Below are 17,902 nucleotides of genomic sequence, written 5' to 3' on the forward strand. Positions count from 1 at the left end.
GCCCTCACCACAGCTTGTGCGGCACGCCGTTCAATCCCGTCGCCGCCGAACGCGAGCTGACGTCGAACACGTCCTCGCCCTCCCTCGGGTTATCCGGTGGCGACGAATACGAACGCTTGGCCCAGGTATCGGCGGCGCGTCCCTCGTCCTGGACGGCAAACGGATCGCGCGGCAGGCGCCGCAGGAAATAGATATTCTTCTTGGCGGGACTAAGCTGGTCGGGCACGCCCTCGACCAGTTCCTCCAGCTTTTTCGGGTAGCCCGAATCGCCCACCGCGATCTTGATGCGGCCAAGGTCGGCGGCCTTCTTGTACGCTTCGAGACCCTCGCGAATTTCGATCAGCGCGCTGCGCAGGCTGCGCTCCTTTTCGCGCTGCACCGCCACCTGCGCCATCGGTACCGCCACCACCGCCAGCGTCCCCATGATCGCCAGCGTGATCATCAGCTCGATGAAGGTGAAGCCGCGCGCCTTCACTGGATCACCTTGCGCGGCGCATCGGTGCCCGGCGGCTTGCCGGTCCCGGTCCCGGTTCCGGTTCCGGTCGGGCTGTCGCCGGCGGGCGGCTGCGGCGCCGCTTCATCGCCGCCGGTCATGGGCGACGGCACCGTTTCCGGCTGCGATGGCTGCGATGGCTGCGCTGGCTGCGCTGGCGGCGGCGCCTCGGGCGACTGGGCTGCCGGCTGGGGGCCGGCGGCCGGCGATCCGCCGCCAGGGCCCGGCCCGCGCCCGCCCACATTCGATTCGGTGCCCGAGTCGAACTGCGCGGTCATCAGGTCGGGCCGGCGCAGGCCGCGCAAGATCCGCGGCGTGATCGACAACACGATCTCGCTGCGCGAGGTATCGTCCTTCTGGCTGCCGAACAGGCGCTTGAGCACCGGCAGGTCGCCGAACCCCGGCAGCTTGTCGGCGCTGCGCCGGTCCTCGTCGCTGATCAGGCCCGCCAGCACCTGCGTCTCGCCATCCTTCAGGCGCAGCACCGTTCCCGCCGTGCGCGCGCCGATCTGGTAAGCCTGCGTGCCCAGTTTGCTGATGATTTCCTTGACCACCGTGCTCACTTCCAGATTGATCTTGATCGCCACTTCATCGTCGAGATTCACGTTCGGTTCGACGTCGAGCTTCAGGCCCACGTCGAGGTAGTTCACGCTTTCCGAACTGACGCCATTGTTGGTGGTGACGGTGATCACCGGCACCCGGTCGCCAATGTGGATCTTGGCCTTTTCCTTGTTGCGCACGCGGATGCGCGGGTTGGCCAGGATATTGCCGTCGGTGTCGACCTGGTTGGCGTTGATGGTGGCGCTGCCGATGGCAACGTTGATGCGCCCGCGGTTAATGCCGCCCAGACTGGCGACGGTCAGCGGCGCGAGCGTGTCGCCCCCGCTGGCCAGGCTCAGGGTGGCCTTGTCGGGCCAGCGGATGCCCAGTTCCATCAGGCGCGTGCGCTTCACTTCCAGCACCTCGACTTCGAGCATCACTTCCGGGTCGGCCATGTCCTGCATGGCGATGATGCGTTCGGCCATGCGGATCATCTCGGGCGTGTCGCGCATCATGATGATGCCGAGACGGTCGTCGGTGACGATGTCCTTGGCCTTGAGCAGGGTCTTGATCGAAAACGAGACTGTCTTCGCGTCGGCATTGGTCAGATAAAAACTGCGCACCACCAGCTGCTGGTAATCCTTCACCTTTTGCGCCGTGTTCGGGTAGATCGTGATGGCGCGCTCGCCGGTCACGGTCTGTTCGAGCTGGTTGGCCGAGAGCAGCATGCGGATCGCTTCTTCCAGGCTGGTATTGCGTACCGAGATGGTGGTGCGCAGGGCCGGGTCGACGTCGCGGTCGAACACGAAGTTCAGCCCCGAGACCTTGCCCAGGAAGTCGAACACCGAGCGCACCGGCGCGTCGCGGAACTCCAGCGTCACCGGTTTGCGGTAGGCGGCGGCCAGCTTGCCGCTGCCCGCGCCCTTCTTGGCCTGTTCGTCGGCGATGCGGCTTTTCAGCGCCAGCGCGTCGCGCTGGTTGGGGCGCTCCTGCAGCACCACGCGCAGCGCGTCGAGGGCCTGCGCCAGGTCGGCCTCGCCGGCGCGCCGCCACGATGCCTCGGCGCCGGCCACCATCTCCTTGTGGCGCTGTTCCAGCGCGATGGCCTGCATGCCCTGCTGCGCGACCGTATTGGCGGGGTCGATCGCCAGCACCTGGGCCGACAGCTTTTCGGCCTCGGCGAAATTGCCCTGCTGGCGCAGCTGCTCGGCGCGCCCGTTGAAAGCATTGACGATGCTGGCCTTGCGGTTCAACAGGCCAATCCGGTATTCGGCGTTGCCGGGTTCCTGGCGCACGGCTTCTTCCAGCTTGGCCAGGCCTTGTTCGATATGCCCCTGTTCGAGCAGGGCCTTGCCTTCCTTGAAGGTTTGCGGGCCGGCGCAGGCGCTCAGCGCCACGGCCAGTGCAAGCATGCGCAAGGGCGTGCCCGCCAGTTTCTTCGCTAATGTGTGATTCAATTCATCTCCCCTACTGCGAGTGTTTGCTTCTTCCGAAGCGGCAGATACGTGAACGTCAGCGTGTCATCGCCCGCGCTGTCGAAGGTGTAGCTCTCGTCGATCTTGTCGCCCACATAGGCAACGACGTTGCGTTCCTCGACCTGCAGGAAGTACGCCTGCCTGCCATCGTCGAGGAAGCGCCCGAGCAGGCGGATCGGCAGCTCGGGCGCGCCGCCCGCGTTACCGGACGCGCTGGCCTGCACCGGCTTGGTGACGGCGCTGTCGGCCGGCTTGACCGGCGCAGCGTCAGCCACCTGCGCCTGCCAGCTCTGGCGCGCAAAGGCGTTGCCCAGTTCCTCGTCCTGCGTGCGCGGGCGGATTTCCAGCAGCGGCGCTTCCGCTTCCGCTTCCACCGGCGGCGCCTGCACCACCACGGCCGGCGCCGGCGCGATGCTGCGCGCCTGGGCCGGCGGGATCATGTCGGTATCGTCATCGGGCGCGAAATAGCAGGCCAGCAGGGTCGCGCCCAGCGCCACCGCCATCGTCATCTTTTTCATCGACGTCCTCCTTTTGCCACAGCCGTCCTGACCAGCAGGTTGAAATGCACGCGCGCTTCGACCTCGCCGGTGTCGATCTGCTCGCGCTTGAATGTCACGGAATCGAGCGTCAGGGCCGGCATGTCGCGCAGGGCGCCGACGATGAACGCCTGCACCCTTGCGTAGTCGGCCTTGATCGGCAAGGTGATCTGGTAGCGCATGAACGCGGCGCCATCTTCGGCCTGCGCCTTGTAGTCGGCCTTGGCCAGCACCACGCCGTTCTTGGCGGCGACATCGACCAGCTGCTTGAGCAGGTCGGGAATCGTGTCGTGTGCCGGCAGGTAGGCGTAGAAGGCCGCCACGCGGCGCGCGCCGTCCGGCAGCGCCACCCGCTGCTGCGCCGGTTTGGCCGTGCGCGCGGCGCTGATTTGCTGCGCCAGGTCGTGCTGGCGCGCCTCCAGCCGGTGCGACTGCCATGCGCACAGGGCGGCCAGCGCCAGTGCGCAGGCGCCGGCGGCGGCGCCCCAGCCCACGCGCGCGCCAATGCGGCGCGCTTCCCAGCCCATGCGCGCGGCCAGCATCGACGGCGCCCGCGCCTGCTGTCCGCTGCTGGCGATTTTCAATCCTGCCATTGCGCCTCCAGTTGAAAACGGTACGGCCGGTTCGGCGCCGCACCATTCAATTCATGCTTGACCAGGTACACGGAGGTGAACAGGGCCTGCTCGTTGAGGTAGGCGACGTAGTTCATCATGTCGCCCGCGGTTTCGGCTTCGGCCGCGATTTTCAGGCCGCCGGCGGCGCTGCTGCCGCCACCCTGCTGCGCGCCGGCCTCCGGCTTGCTGTTAAGGTCCATGCCGAGCAGCGCCACGTGAATGTCGGCCGGGGCCTGCACGGTCTTGACCAGGCGCGTGACCGGCAGGTTAAGCTGGCGCACAGCGTCGCCGATGATGGCCAGCTGGCGGTCCTGGACGCGCTGGTCGGCTTCCGACAGGCGCGCGCGCGGCGCTTCGCGCGGCTGCACCAGCGCCAGTTGCGCTTCGAGCGCGCCAGCCTGGCGCACCTGCACTACCCAGTCGATGCCGGCCACGCCCAGCGCCAGCAGGCCGCCCGCCAGCAGTGCCAGGCGCCAGCCCTTGGGCGTTTGCGGGCCCTGCACGAAATTGAGTTGGGTCAGCGCCATCTCAGCACCTCATCATCGCCACGGCGGCATAGCCGGGCGCCGGTGCCGGCGGCAGCTTCACCGTCTCGAAATAGTCGGGCAAGGCGTGGAGCGCCGGGCGTTCGTCGAGGCTGACCAGCGCCACCTGCGCGATTTCGCCCAGCTCGGGCGCGCGCAGGGTCCAGCGCTGCCAGGCTTGCGGCAGTTCGCTCTCCCACGGGCCGCGCAGGGCTTGCGCCTGCACCGCGTGAATGCGGCCGTTGGCGGCGGCGGCCAGCACCAGGCGGCCCGGCTCGACCAGCGCGAACGCCTGCGGGTGGCTCGATGCGATGGCGCGCCAGGTGATCGACAGCACCGATTCGATCGCCACGCACGGATGGCCGCACTCGCGCGCCACGTCCTGCAATCCTTGCAGGAAGTCGCGCTCGATGGCGCAGGCCAGGCGCGGCTGGCCGTACGGCGCGTCGTCGCACACGATGGACCAGGCACGCGCTGCGTCGCCGTAGATGCCGACGAACTGCGCCTGCTGGAAGCGCTGCGCCGAATCCTGGTGCAGCAGCGCGTCGCTCCACGGGATCATGGCCAGCTGGCACCAGCGCGTGGTCAGCGCCACCGAGACCGGCACGCCCTTGAGGGTCACGCCGGCGGTGCGCAGGTAAGCGCCGAAGGCGGCCAGGGCGCCATCCCATTTGCCCTCGGCCTGGTCGAGGGGAATTCGTACTTCGCTGTGGGCGACGATGCGTTTGCCGCTGCGGACGACGGCGGTGAGCAGGTCGGGTGCGAGGGACACGCACACGGTGCGGCTGGAGAAGATTTCAGTAAGTGACACGGTTAAGCTCCATCAATGTGGTTTCTCCCTGGCGCACCAGGTCCAGCGCGGCTTCGCGCACCAGGCGCAAGCCGGCGCGCGACGCTTCTTCCTTCATGCGGCTGACCGGGGCGCGCGTGGTGATCATTTCGCGCATGGCGTCGTTGAGCATCAATACTTCGGCCACCGCCTTGCGGCCCTTGTAGCCGGTGCCGCGGCAGTGGCCGCAGCCGGCGCCGGCCTTGAAGCGCCAGCCGGCTACCAGTGCGGCCGTCAAGCCGCTGTCGCGCAGTTCGTCGGCATCGGGCGGCACTTCCACCGCGCAGTGTTCGCAATTGAGGCGCAGCAGGCGCTGCGCCACGATGCCGTTCAGGGCCGCGGCAAAGCTGTAGGCATCCACGCCCATGTGCAGGAAGCGCCCGACCACGTCGAACACGTTATTCGCGTGCAGGGTGGTAAACACCAGGTGGCCGGTGAGCGCGGCCTGCACCGCGATCTGCGCGGTTTCGTCGTCGCGGATTTCGCCGATCATGATCTTGTCCGGGTCGTGCCGCAAAATCGAGCGCAGGCCGCGCGCGAACGTCAATCCCTTCTTTTCGTTGACGGGAATTTGCAGCACGCGTGGCAGCCGGTATTCGACCGGGTCTTCGATGGTGACGATCTTGTCGCGCCCCGTGTTGATCTCGGTGATGGCCGCGTACAGGGTGGTGGTCTTGCCCGAGCCGGTCGGCCCGGTCACCAGCAGCATGCCGTGCGGCTTGGCAGCCAGGCGCCGGATCAGCACAATGGCGTCGGCGTTCAGGCCCAGGCTTTCCAGGCGCAGCGACTGGGCCGCTTCGGTCAGTGCGCGCCGGTCCAGCAGGCGCAGCACCGCATCTTCGCCAAAAATATTCGGCATGATCGAGACGCGGAAATCGATCTCGGCGCCCTTCACGCGCACCTTGAAGCGGCCATCCTGCGGAATGCGGCGCTCGGCGATGTCCAGGTCCGCCATGACCTTGATGCGCGAAATGATCTGTTCGGCCATCTGCAAGCCCTGCACCTGGCCGGCCTGCACCAGCACCCCGTCGACCCGGTATTTGATGATCAGCTTGTCGCCGTCGCATTCGAGGTGGATGTCGCTGGCCTGGAACTTGAGCGCGTCGTAGATGGTGGAGTTGACCAGCTTGACCACCGGGCTGCTGTCTTCGCTGATGCGCACCAGCGAGATGTCTTCGATGCTCTGGTCCAGGCTCTCGACCTGGTCGGCGTCGCCGGCCATGCCGGCCATGGCTTGCTGCACGTTTTCCTGCTGCGCCAGGTAGGCGGTCAGTTCGTCCGGGTGCGTCAGCGCCACGGAAAAGCCGCCGTGCAGGGCGGCGTCGGCCCACTGCAGGGTGTCGTCGGCGAACGGGTCGCCCAGCACCAGCACGGGAACGCCGGCGGGACCATCCATCAGCACGCACTCGCGCTGGGCGCAGTCGGTGTAGGGCATCAGGCCGAAGGCGGGCGTGCCGGCCTGCAGCGCGACGATGGTCCACAGCGGATAGGAAAACAGCGCGGCCAGCTGGGCGATGAACACCTCCGGCTCGGCGCCGGTCATCTCTTCGAGCACGGCCAGCATCGGCCGGCCCTGGGCCAGCGCGGCCAGGCGCGCCTGCCGCACCAGCGCGGCCGTGAGCGGCGCGCCCAGCACCGGCTTGTGGGGAAAATCAGGGGCGTTCATGACAGGCTCCCGGCAAGTTCAAAGATGGGCATGTACATCAGCACCACCACGCCGCCGATGACCACGCCGATGAAGGTCATCAGCAGCGGTTCGAGCAGGCGCGAGGCCCAGTCGACCCAGCGCGCGAACTCTTCATCGTGAAAACGGGCCGAGCGCTCCAGCATGTCGCCCAGGCGGCCGGTGTTTTCGCCCACTTTCAGCAGCGACTGCGCCACCGGCGTGGCCAGCTGGTTCTGTTCCAGCGCGCTGGAGAACGGCAAGCCTTCCTGCACCGCGCGGCGCGCCGCGTCGAGCTGTTGCTGCTGGCCAGGGAGCAGCATGGCCGAGACCATCGCCAGCCCTTTCGACAAGGGAATGCCCGCATGCAGCAGCAGGCTAAGCGCGCGGTAAAACCGCGCCAGCCGGAATTCGGCCGCGCGCGAGGACAGCACCGGCAGGCGCAGCAGCGCGAGGATCAGGCGCTGGCGGATGGCAGGGTGGCTCAGGGCAAACACCAGTCCGCCCACCAGCGCGGCCAGCGCCCCGAGAAACAGGAAGGGATGGGCCGCCATGACCTGGCCGAAGCCGAGCATCATCTTCGAGGCCCAGGGAATGTCGCGCCCCGAGGTTTCGTACACCACGCTGAACTTGGGCACCACGTAGCCGAGCAGGAACAGGGTGACCAGGCTGCCGACCACCAGCAGCATGACCGGGTAGATGGCGGCCGACACCAGCTTCTTGCGGATCGCCTCGAATTGCAGCTGGTAGGCGACAAAACGGCCGAGGGCTTCGGGCAAATTGCCGGAGCGCTCGGCCGCGTGGACGGTGGCGACGTAAATTTCGGGGAAGATGGCGGGAAAGTCGCCCAGGGTATCCGACAGGCTCTTGCCCTGTTGTAGGGTTTGCAAGATGGCGCCGATGGTGGCGCGCGTGCCGGGCTGGGTTTCCTTGTTGTGCAAGGTGGCGATGGCTTCGGTGAGGTTGAGCCCCGCTTCGAGCAGTGCCAAGAGTTCCTGGCTGAACTGCATCAGGGGAAAAGCGTGCTTGCGGCGCGGCTCGGCCGGCGCCTGCGGGCGCTCGATCGCGAGGACGCGCCAGCCCTTGCGCGCGGCGATGCGGATGGCATCGGCTTCGCTGGGGGCATCGATGGCGATGTGCTGGCGGCTGCCTGCGGCGGCAGCGGCCTGGACCTGGAGTTGAAACTGCATGGTTGACCCTTTGTACTGATTGACTCCTTGCTTCGCATTCGGCCTGGCTATCCAGGTGACATCAGGGCTCCTTAAAAGAAAAATAGCCCCGGCCGAAGCCGGAGCTGAAAAAAGAGGACGGACAGCCAGCCATCCTCTTGTGGGGTCACCCGGTTTATTGGGTAAGCAGGCTTACCTTGTCGACCACGAACGAGGTTTGCAGCGACGAGTCTTCACGCGCCGAGAACGACAGGGTCACGGTCTGGCCCTTGTACGGCAGCAGGTTGAAGGTACGGACCTGGTAACCGGCAGCCTTGTTCAGGTTGGTGTAGGTTGCCAGGGTGCCCAGGGTGGTGCCGGCCGCATTCTTGACCGTGACAGTCATCCTGTCGTAGACCACGTTTTCGTTTTCCGCCGTATCGATGTGCAGCGCGAAGCTCAGCGAAGCCGAGGTGGCCGCGGCCGGAATCGCGACCGACTGGGTGATGGTTTCGGTGCGGGTCACGCCATTACCGCCCAGCCATGCGTAGCGTGCGCCTTCGTAGGCGGACTGGCCGCTGAAGGTACCGATGGCGCCGGTGGTGCCGGCCCAGCCGTTGGTGCCCGACTCGAAGCCGCCGTTGACGATGCGCTCGGTGGTGCCGCCGCCGCCGCCCACCGTCAGCGTCGCATTCGAGCTGGTGGCGGTGGTCGGGCTGGTGGCCGAATCGGTCACGCGCACGCTGAACACGGCGCCGCTGTCGGCGGTTTGCGCGGTCAGGCTGTAGGTGGCCGAGGTGGCGCCGGCAATGGCCGTGCCGTTACGCAGCCACTGGTACTTGTACGGCGCGGTGCCGCCGGTGGCGGTGACCGAGAACGTCGCGGTCGCGCCGGCGGTCACGGTGACGCTCGATGGTTGCGAGCTGATCGTGACGCCGCCGCCCGGGGTGGTGGTTTCATCGATGTCGGCGCCGACGTTGATGGCCGCGTATGCGCGGGTGACGGCAATGGCTTCCTTGCTGCCCACGCCATACAGTTCCTGGGCCGCGGCAAGCACCTTGTTACGCGCGTCGGCGTAGTTGGTCGAGGCGGTGAACTTGGTGGTGGCGGCCTTGAACCAGATGCGGAAAGCCTTGTCGGTGCCGATACCGGTCATCGCGGCCGGGCTCTTGACCAGGTACTGGCTGTAGTAGTCGGACGACGAGGTGGCGTTCGAACCTTGCGACAGGAAGTAGAACATGCGGTTGTTCGGGCCGCTGTTGTAGTGGACGTCGAGGTTCTTGATCGTGCTGCTCCAGGCGTTCGGGCTCTTGCCGTCCAGGCTAGGCTTGTACATCCAGCGCAGCGGCTGGCCCGATTTGCTGATTTCCTTGCCCATCATCCAGTCGTTGCCGGTATTCGGAATGACCGAGCCGGTGCCGCCCGCACGCGCATAGGCTTCCACCACTTCGCCGGTGATATCCGAGCTCGACTCGTTCAAGCCGCCCGATTCGCCGGAGTAGGTCAGGTCGGAGGTGGCGTTGGTCACGCCGTGGCCCATTTCGTGGCCGATCACGTCGATCGAACCGAGGCTGGTGAACATGCTGCCGCCGTCGCCGATGAACATGCACTTGCAGGCATCGCTGTAGTAGGCGTTGTCATAGTTGCTGTTGACGTGGGCGGCGATGTAGGTCGAGGTGTTGTTGCCGTCCAGCGATTGCCAGCCGAGCACGTTTTTCAGCGTGTCGTAGGTGTTCATCAAGCCCCACATGGCGTTCACGGCCGCGGTCTGGCCGTTGGCGTTGGTGGTGCTGCCGCCGTTGTACTGCAAGCCGTCGCCCCAGTCGTTGGTGGAGTTGGTGTAGACCGCGCCGGCGCTGGTACCCTTGTTGGCGTTGGTGATCGCCATCATGCCGTGGGTGCCGCCGGTGCCGCGCGACGGATCTTTCATCGAGTAGGTGCTGCCCGACAGGCTGGTGTTGAGCGGCACGGTGCCGTTGTACTGGCTTTTGCCGGTGCCGGCCACGGTTTGCAGCGCTTTCCATTGCTTGATCACGCGGCCGTCGGCGGCGCTGACAATGGTGTCGTAGTAGACCGGATGGATTCCTTCCATCATGCGCGTCTTGACCAGGTAGGCCAGCTCGTAGCCGCTCACTTCCTCGACCAGGTCGAGGGCGTTGAGCTGGGCTTCGGACTTGTTCAGGGCGCCGGGAGCACGCTTGGTCACGACGGTCGGATAGATGATCAGTTCGGCGCTTGGCGGCGCATGGTGCACACCGTTCGGCGACACTTTTTTGACCACCGTGTCGATCGCGGCGGCGCTCTGGATTTGCGGCACCACATTCAAGCCGGCGCTGCGCGCGCGCAGGGCGGCATTGCCGCCGCTGCCCTGGCCCAGGCCCGAACGGCGGTCGGAAATCGACTCGCTGACGATCTCGCCCGCATCGTTGGTCACCACCACCGACTCGGACTGGAATACACGCACGCCTTTGTAGGTGTGGGCGGCGCGGCTGATGCGCGTGCCGATCACGCCAGGGTGCTGCACGGTAATGGAGAAACCGTGGTCGGCATCGAGGCCGTGGGTGGAGCGGGTGGCGGCCAGCTTGGCGACCAGCGCCTGGCCCTGTTGCGGCGAATGCAGGGCGCTCGGCCCGGCCATGATCGGTGCGCTGGCGAGCGCCTGACCAACCATCATCAAGGGTAAAGCAGCAATCGACGCAGCGAGCAATGTTTTGCGGAAGTTCATTATTTCTCCATTGATAGTTCAGTGATTGAATGAGATAACTGCTGGCCACGTATGCTGTGGCGGCCACCCGAGCGCGCCGATGAGTTGGTCCGGTGAACGCGAGAGAATGCACACTATTCCTGTTTCTTAAGCCAAGTCAAAAAAATGGGTGATTTGGTCGTATGCACACCAAATGTTCAGTTTTAGACATTCTTTTCCAGAAACGTGACGGTCCTTAATGCAATTGCCTGAAGAATGTATTGTTGACCTAGATCAATGTGACGCATTTTTCCTACATCCGCGAGAATTAGACGGCGTACTCTAAGACGTGCGGAAATGTAACAATTCGCACTGTCAACAGCTTCAATTCGATTGCGTTTTAACGGGGATGCGGTCTACACTCGTTCTCAGTTGCCGGGAAAAACTCTCAGGGGACATGGATTAAAGCGCACGGGGCACACTCCGGATAAAGCGCAATCAGTTAACGGGAAAATCATGACGTCACACTTCACCTTCGCATGGGCATGTTTGTCTCCTCCCCCGGTGCTGTTGCCCAAGCCCGATCCCCAGGGACCTCAGTCGACCTGACGATTCACCGACAGCGCACCCGCAGCAGGAACTGGCAACAGGCTTAGTGCCCAGTAGGAAAGTCCAAGAGAACCCATTCACGGTAACAAAGCGACAAACATGCACCGCAGACAGGGCTTTCTCCCGAGTACGTCGCGCGGCTGGATGGGCGGCGGCTACCCAAGTGAGGACCGGAGAGAGATGCTTTCGATCGCGACCAAAGTAGAGCAAATAGTGTCGGAATCGGCGTTCCTGACGGAAGGGATATCGCTCGGGCTGATCAATCTGTCGGAGCTGGCGCGCCAGCTGCGGCCCCAGCTCGAATCGGATTTGTGGAAACCGGTGGGGCAGGCGGCGGTGGTGATGGCGCTGCGCCGGCTGTCGGAGCGGCTGCCGCAGGCGACGGCTTCGCCGCCGATCGTGCTCTCGCCGCGCACCAGCGAGCTGACCACGCGCACCGATCTGACCCTGGTGACCTACCGGCTGTCGGACAACAGCAACGAATGCCAGCGCGAACTGCTGGCCCTGGCCGAGCGCCATCCGGGCAGTTTCGTCTCGGTCACGCGCGGGGTGCATGAAATGCTGGTGGTGTGCAGCCGGCCGCTGATCCACATGGTGGAATCAGCCTTCGCCAGCGAGCGCCATATTGCCCGGGTGGAAAACCTGACCGCGCTGACCCTGCGCCTCAATCCCGACGCCCTGAAAACGCCTGGCATCTATCACGGCGTGCTGAAAAAATTGGCCTGGAACAAGATCAACGTCGTCACCATGATGTGCACCTTTTCGGAGCTGACCGTGTTGCTGGAGCAGCCGCAGACCGGGCCGGCGTTTTCGGTGCTGTCGCAGATCGTGTCGCACTGACCAGCCGCTCGGCTGATCAGGAGACCGCGCTCTCGAGCAGGGTCACCGTCTGGCGCGCCGTGTCGAGCCGGGCCATCACGCCGACCGGCAGGGTGAACTGGTGGCGGATATGCCCGAACGAGTACCCGCTCACGGCCGGCACCACCAAGGGTTGCAGGTGCTGGTCCAGCGTTTCGTCGAGCGTGAGCGACGGTTCTTCATCTTCCGGTACGCAATGGTCGCAAATGCCGATCATGACCGCCGCCGCATTGCCCAGGCCAACGGCCAGGTCGAGCTGGGTCAGCCAGCGGTCGATCCGGTAGGGCGCTTCATTCACCTCTTCCAGGAACAGAATCGCTTTGCGGAAGTCGGCCGCGTAGGGCGTGCCCACCAGTGCGCTGACCAGGCTCAGGTTGCCGCCGATGAGCGGGCCGGTGGCTTGCCCGCTGGTCACCGTGCGCAGGGCGAAATGCGGTTCCAGCAGGGCGCGCCGGCTGTTTTCCAGCGCCATCGGGATGGTGTAGCTTTCCTGCGGGTGCATCAGCACGGCCAGCATGTGCTCGGTCGAATAGTCCGATACGCCCGACGAGGCCACCGGCCCGTGGAAGGTCACCAGGCGCGCCTGCTTCAGGATGGCCAGCTGCAGCGCGCTGATGTCGGAATAACCCAGCAATATTTTGGGATTGGCGCGGATCAGCGTGTAATCGATATGCGCCAGCAGCGAAATGCAGCCCGAGCCGCCCCGGATGCACCAGATCGCCTTGACGTCGCGGTCGGCGAACATGCTGTGCAGGTCGTTGACGCGCTGCTGCACCGCGCCGGCATAGCCGCCATGCACGGCGCGCAGATTCGGCCCCAGCCGCACCCGGAAACCCAGCGCTTCGATGCGCGCCACGGCATAGGCGATGCTCTCGTCATTGGTGCGTCCGCCCGGGGCAATCAGGCCGACCACGTCGCCCGCGCGCAGGCGGGGCGGTTTGATCAGGCTTCGCGGCATGGGACGTGGTGCATGGTGGGCTCCGGCTGGCAGCATGACGGCCGCCGCCAGCGTGGCAAAGGCACGCCGGCTGATCTTGTCGCTACTGGACATGGCTGCTTTCGGGAAAGGCGGCGCGGCATAGCCGGCCGCCCGCCTGGTGAATCAAAGGAACTTGTAATTGGCCATCAGGGTCAGCGAACGCCCGCGCGGATCGGCTACCCGCGGTTCCCATGAACTGCCGGCCCCGGTGTTGCCGTCGTAGGTGATCGCAAATGGCGGATCCTTGTCGAACAGGTTCTTGATCCCGGCCGTGAAGCTCAGGTTTTTCACGCCAGTGTAGCTCAGGCTGGCATGAAAGATGGAATACGCGTCGACCTTGGCGTTGTAATTGGACGGCACGATGCGCCCGCTTGCCACACCCGGCAGCACCTGGTCGGTGTAGCCGCTGCGATACACGTTCTGGAACATGGCGCTCCAGTCGCCCTTGGCAAACGTCACGTAGGCGGTGTGTTTCCACTTCAGGCCCAGATCGCCCGTGAAGCTGAATACGCCGACTTCATCCTTGCTGTACGGCGCAGTTTCCAGCGGCTTGCTCTTTTTCTTGAGCAAGTAGGAACCATCCACCCCGGCCGCCCAGTTGCCAGACCACAATTTTCCATTGGTGCGGGCGCCGATTTCGATGCCGCGCGTAATCGCCGCGCCCGTGTTGAGCCAGCGCCGGTCGATCACGGCCAGGTTGCCGTCGGCATCGCGCCCGAACTGCGCCTTGAACAGGTCATAGTTGGCCAGCATGACCGGCAGGTCGACTTCCTTGATGGTGTCGAAGCGCCGCACTTCCCAGATATCCATATTTGCCGAGAAACGCGGGGAGGGCTCGAACACCACTCCGACCGTTCCCTGTTTCGACGTTTCCGGCCCCAGGTTGGCCTTGCCGCCGGTGTAGACGACCGGCGTAATCGATTCGCAGCCGGGCTTGGAGGTGTCGACCTTGCCGCTGGCGCACTTGCCCGGATCGGCCAGGTCCTTGCCGGCGTACGTCGATTCGGTGATGCCGTTGAACAGCTGGTTGAACGCGGGCGCGCGGAAACCTTCGTTGTAGGAACCGCGGAACAGCAATTGCGTGCTTGGCTGGTAGCGGAACGATACCTTGGGGTTGAGCGTGTTGCCGAAGCCCGAATAATGATCCTGGCGCGCCGCCACCGTCACGTCCAGCTCCTTGGTCACCGGCACCAGCACCTCGGCGTAGACGGCGCGGATGTCGCGGCTCACTTGCGGCAGCACATTGACGTCGTCGAAGGGCGCATTGAGGATGGCGCGCCGCTCGGCGAGGTTGCGCAGGTCGCCATTGAATTTGTACTCTTCCTTGCGGATATCGGTACCCAGCGCGGCCATGATCGGGCCGGCCGGCAGCGTGACCACCTCGCCCGACAGCGAGGCATCGAAGGCGGTCAGGGTGGTCTTGCCGCCGTACAGCACGACGCCGGCGGCCGAGGTGGCGCGGATCAGGTCCAGCGCCTGCTGCGACTGCTTCTCGCCGGCTTTCAGGAACGGGTTGATCAGGCCACTGCCGAGCGCGGCGGCCAGGGGCGCGGTGTAGTTGTAGCCATTGCCCAGGGTCGATTCCGATTCGCTGGTGGCGCGCGTCAGGCCGACCTTGTAGTCGTACTTGCCGACCTGGCCGTCGGCACCCAGTTGCAGGCGGCCCGCACGGCTTTCGGTGGCGATTTCGCGGTCGCCGCAATCCATGCAGCGCCAGCGGTAGGCGATCGGCAAGCCACGGTTGGCCTCGATCGAAGGAAACTCGGCCACCAGGGCATTGAACACCTCGTTGTAGGCCGCGCCCGTGCTCGGATAGAACGAGCTGGCCGGGAAGGTGGCCGCGCCCGGCGAGACCTGGTTGGGCGAGAAGCGCTTGGCGACCTCGGTCTTGGCGCCGACCAGCTCGGCGAAAAATTCGTGCCCGCCGCGGCGCATGGTGGCGCGCGTGACGAAGTTGCTGTTCTTCACAGGCTGCTGCAGCACGGCCGCGCGTCCGGTATCCCATGCGCAGCCCAGGCCGCCCGACGGCGTGTCCCACAGCTTCTCGTCGTAGGCGCCCATGCCATCGACCGAATTGCAGCCGGCGCCGCCCGGCAAGTCCAGCAGGCTGACGCCGGAATAGGCTTGCGTGGTGCCGCGCCGCACCGGTCCGGTATTGCTGGCGCGGCTGAAAATGGTGTTGCCGAGGCTGGTCGCGAAGACATTGGCGAACGGCGCGCCGCGCGTGTCGACCGAGACGCCGCGGTCGGGCTGGAAGGTGTTGACAAAATCGCGCTGGTCGCCGCGCAAGGCCTTGTTTTCGCCCGTGGAGACGGCGAACAGCACGTTGAAACCCTGCTCCTGCAGGTCGCCGAAGCCGCCCGTGACCTGGTAGCGCTGGATATTGCCGCCGCCCGCTTCGGTGACATCGGTAAACGCCTGCGCTTCCAGCCCCTTGTAATTTTTCTTGAGGATAAAGTTGATCACGCCGCCGATGGCATCGGTGCCGTAGATGGCCGAGGCGCCGTCTTTCAGCACTTCCACCCGCTCGACCGCCGCGAAGGGAATCGAATTGAGGTCGACCGCCGAGCCTTTCATGCCGTGGGTAGCCACGCGCCGCCCGTTGAGCAGCACCAGCGTGCTGTCGGCGCCCTGGCCGCGCAGGTTGGCCGAGGACGCGCCATTGTTGCCGCGCTGCGAGCCGGACGTGACGTCGGCATTGCTGGCCAGGTTGTCCGACCCGTTGCCGTTGATGTTCAGGGTGGCGATCAGTTGCTCGGCGTTGACGATGCCCTGGGCTTCGATCTGCTTGCGCGAAATCACTTCAATCGGCAGGGCGCCTTCCTTGGCGATGCGCTTGATGCTGCTGCCGGTGATTTCCACGCGCGCCATCGGCTGGTCCGCCGCCTGCGCCGCAGCCGAACCGGCCACGCACATCAGGGCAATCAATTGCGCTAGCTTCTTTAACTCCACGGTTTCTCCTTTGTTTTTCTTGGCAAGACGTCATGAATCGAACGAGCGTACGCGGACGCCGGTAGGCCAGCTAATGAAATTTCCTGAGGCAACTATAACTTCAGGGCATGGCTTGCGGCGCTATTCACCCTGCATCAACGTGCCATTTTACTGGCGCGTTCGCGCTGTTCCGGATCGATGTCGAGGTAGCGCCACGTGGTGAATTCGACAGGATGGCGCTTGTAGTTTTTTAACCACGGATGCTGCAGGTCGGCCGACAGCGGGTGGCTCAGCGGTACCCACGGGTTGTAGGCGTGGATCAACTGATTCATTTCGCCATACAGCTTCTGGCGTTCCGGCGAGTAGCCCAGCTGGCGCGCCTGTTCGTAGCGCTCGTTATAGGCCGGCAAGTTGAAGCGCGCATAGTTGGCGCGGCCGCGGTTGGCGCCGTACAGCAACTGGTAGAAATTGTCGCCGTCCGGAAAATCGGCGATCCAGTTGCTCTCGAACATTTGCACCTTGCCCAGGCGCGAGGCCTTGATGATTTCGGTCTTCTTGTCGGTCCGGAATACCACGCGCAAGCCGATGGCGTTCAGGTTCTTGCGCCACAGCTCGTCGCGCAGGCGCCCGCCGACGGTCGCCTCGCTGTGCATGGTCAGGGTCAGCGGCTTGCCGTCCGGAGCGCGCCGGAACCCGTCCGGGTCGCGCTGGCGGTAGCCGAAGCGCTCCAGCAGCGCCTGCGCCAGCGCCTTGTTGTACGGAACCGGCGTGCGGTAGGCCGGGTCGTAGCCCAGCACATTCGGCGGCAGCGGCGACTCGGCGCGCAGGGCGAAGCCTTTCTTGAGCAGGCCGATATCTTCCGCGCTGTCGTAGCTGAGCGCAATCGCCCGGCGCAGGGCCACCTTGCCGTTGCCGTAGCCGCCCAGCACCGGGTCTTCCATGTTCATCCACATATAATAGGTTTGTAGCACCGGGAAGCGGTTCAGCATGATGCCGCGTGCCGCCAGCTCGGGTTTCAGCTGGCCGTTGCGGATGACCATGTCGGTCAGCGATTCCGGTACCTGCTCCAGGTAATCGTATTCGCCGCCCAGGAAACCCAGCATGCGGCCCTGGAATTCCTCGGCGATGCGCGCCTCCACCCGGTCCAGCAGCGGCAGGCGCCGGCCGTGCCGGGTGATGCCCCAGTCGTGGTTGGCCAGCAACACGATCTTGTCGCTGCGCTTCCACTCGCCCAGGCGGAACGGGCCGCTGCCGACCGGATGGTTGCCGGCCTGGCCAGGCCAGGCCTCGATCACTTCACGCGCCACCACCCCGGAGGCCGGCGTCGCCAGGTAAAACAGGAAATTCTTGTCCGGCGCGGCCAGGGTGATGCGCAGGGTGTGGCGATCGGGCGCTTGCAGGCCGGCAATGTCGGTGGCATGGCTGAAGCCGCTCTTGAGCGCGGCGTCGCCCTTGAGCTTGCCCTCGAACAGGAACAGCCAGGGCGACTTGAGGGCCGGATCGTACAGGCGCTTGAGGCTGTACACATAGTCGGCCGCCGTCACCTCGCGCCGCTGGCCACGAAAGGCCGGATCGGGGGTGAACAGCATGCCTGGACGCAGGCGGAAGGTGTACACCAGGCCATCGGCGCTCGCTTCCGGCAGCGCGGCGGCCGCGTTGGCGCGCAAGGCCACCGGCCGGGCGTCGTAATCGTAGCGCAGCAGCGGGTCGAACAGGTTTTCCAGCAGGCTCAGGGTGGCGATGTCGGACGCCACTGCCGGGTCGAGCCCGGTTTCGCTGGTGGTCAGCAAGGTATGCAGCACCTTGTCGGCCGCCTGCGCCGGCCACGGGACGGCGAGCAGCAGCGCGGCCGCAGCGGCGGCAAGAAGGCGGAAAATCGTCATGGCGGGTCCAGGCGGGTCTGGTACATATCGATGCGTATGATAGGCGAGGATGGCGCTCGCACGTTTTTTACATAGTCAAGCCGCATGGTTTCATTATTTCGCGGTAACCTGCGCCTATACTCTCGCTGCAACATCGG

The 17,902-nt window shown here is 65.3% G+C and carries 13 protein-coding genes; 1 reads left to right on the forward strand and 12 read right to left on the reverse strand.

Annotated features, from left to right (window positions below):
* Nucleotides 1-4 precede the first annotated feature (4 nt).
* From CR152_RS01140 to CR152_RS01180, 9 genes are all read right to left on the reverse strand, one after another.
* Complete coding sequence (locus tag CR152_RS01140) at nt 5-475, reverse strand: type IV pilin protein (protein ID WP_267876226.1); 471 nt, start codon at nt 473-475, stop codon at nt 5-7.
* Nucleotides 472-2,490: a secretin GspD/PilQ domain-containing protein gene (locus tag CR152_RS01145; protein WP_229413238.1), complete on the reverse strand. Its 2,019-nt coding sequence runs from the start codon at nt 2,488-2,490 to the stop codon at nt 472-474. The genes CR152_RS01140 and CR152_RS01145 overlap by 4 nt, the downstream gene beginning before the upstream one ends.
* The gene (locus CR152_RS01150) at nt 2,487-3,026 is read right to left on the reverse strand and encodes a hypothetical protein (protein ID WP_099873042.1); all 540 of its coding nucleotides are present in this window, start codon (nt 3,024-3,026) and stop codon (nt 2,487-2,489) included. Before CR152_RS01150 ends, CR152_RS01145 begins: the two co-directional genes overlap by 4 nt.
* Nucleotides 3,023-3,637 (reverse strand): type 4a pilus biogenesis protein PilO, encoded by a 615-nt coding sequence (locus tag CR152_RS01155; protein ID WP_099873044.1) that lies wholly within the window; start codon nt 3,635-3,637, stop codon nt 3,023-3,025. The genes CR152_RS01150 and CR152_RS01155 overlap by 4 nt, the downstream gene beginning before the upstream one ends.
* The gene (locus tag CR152_RS01160) at nt 3,625-4,185 is read right to left on the reverse strand and encodes a hypothetical protein (RefSeq protein ID WP_099873046.1); all 561 of its coding nucleotides are present in this window, start codon (nt 4,183-4,185) and stop codon (nt 3,625-3,627) included. Before CR152_RS01160 ends, CR152_RS01155 begins: the two co-directional genes overlap by 13 nt.
* Before the next feature lies 1 nt (nt 4,186).
* On the reverse strand, nt 4,187-4,993 hold the full coding sequence (locus tag CR152_RS01165; protein ID WP_157778273.1) for a hypothetical protein: 807 nt from the start codon (nt 4,991-4,993) through the stop codon (nt 4,187-4,189).
* On the reverse strand, nt 4,980-6,677 hold the full coding sequence (locus CR152_RS01170) for a GspE/PulE family protein (RefSeq protein WP_099873050.1): 1,698 nt from the start codon (nt 6,675-6,677) through the stop codon (nt 4,980-4,982). Before CR152_RS01170 ends, CR152_RS01165 begins: the two co-directional genes overlap by 14 nt.
* Nucleotides 6,674-7,864: a type II secretion system F family protein gene (locus CR152_RS01175; RefSeq protein WP_099873051.1), complete on the reverse strand. Its 1,191-nt coding sequence runs from the start codon at nt 7,862-7,864 to the stop codon at nt 6,674-6,676. Before CR152_RS01175 ends, CR152_RS01170 begins: the two co-directional genes overlap by 4 nt.
* Nucleotides 7,865-8,018: 154 nt before the next feature.
* Nucleotides 8,019-10,547: a M4 family metallopeptidase gene (locus CR152_RS01180; protein ID WP_099873053.1), complete on the reverse strand. Its 2,529-nt coding sequence runs from the start codon at nt 10,545-10,547 to the stop codon at nt 8,019-8,021.
* A gap of 747 nt (nt 10,548-11,294) precedes the next feature.
* Here CR152_RS01180 and CR152_RS32610 point away from each other — a divergent pair.
* Nucleotides 11,295-11,954 (forward strand): hypothetical protein, encoded by a 660-nt coding sequence (locus CR152_RS32610; RefSeq protein WP_157778274.1) that lies wholly within the window; start codon nt 11,295-11,297, stop codon nt 11,952-11,954.
* A 16-nt stretch (nt 11,955-11,970) separates the two neighbouring features.
* On the opposite strand, the gene CR152_RS01195 is transcribed toward CR152_RS32610, so the two are convergent.
* From CR152_RS01195 to CR152_RS01205, 3 genes are all read right to left on the reverse strand, one after another.
* The gene (locus CR152_RS01195; RefSeq protein ID WP_099873059.1) at nt 11,971-13,023 is read right to left on the reverse strand and encodes a S66 peptidase family protein; all 1,053 of its coding nucleotides are present in this window, start codon (nt 13,021-13,023) and stop codon (nt 11,971-11,973) included.
* A gap of 51 nt (nt 13,024-13,074) precedes the next feature.
* Nucleotides 13,075-15,903, reverse strand: a complete 2,829-nt coding sequence (locus CR152_RS01200; RefSeq protein WP_208640049.1) for a TonB-dependent receptor domain-containing protein — start codon at nt 15,901-15,903, stop codon at nt 13,075-13,077.
* A gap of 134 nt (nt 15,904-16,037) precedes the next feature.
* Nucleotides 16,038-17,765 carry an ABC transporter substrate-binding protein gene (locus tag CR152_RS01205; protein ID WP_099873061.1) on the reverse strand — a complete coding sequence of 576 codons (1,728 nt, stop codon included), beginning with the start codon at nt 17,763-17,765 and terminating at the stop codon, nt 16,038-16,040.
* Between the last annotated feature and the right edge of the window lie 137 nt (nt 17,766-17,902).

The organism is Massilia violaceinigra (assembly GCF_002752675.1).
GTDB lineage: Bacteria > Pseudomonadota > Gammaproteobacteria > Burkholderiales > Burkholderiaceae_D > Telluria_A > Telluria_A violaceinigra.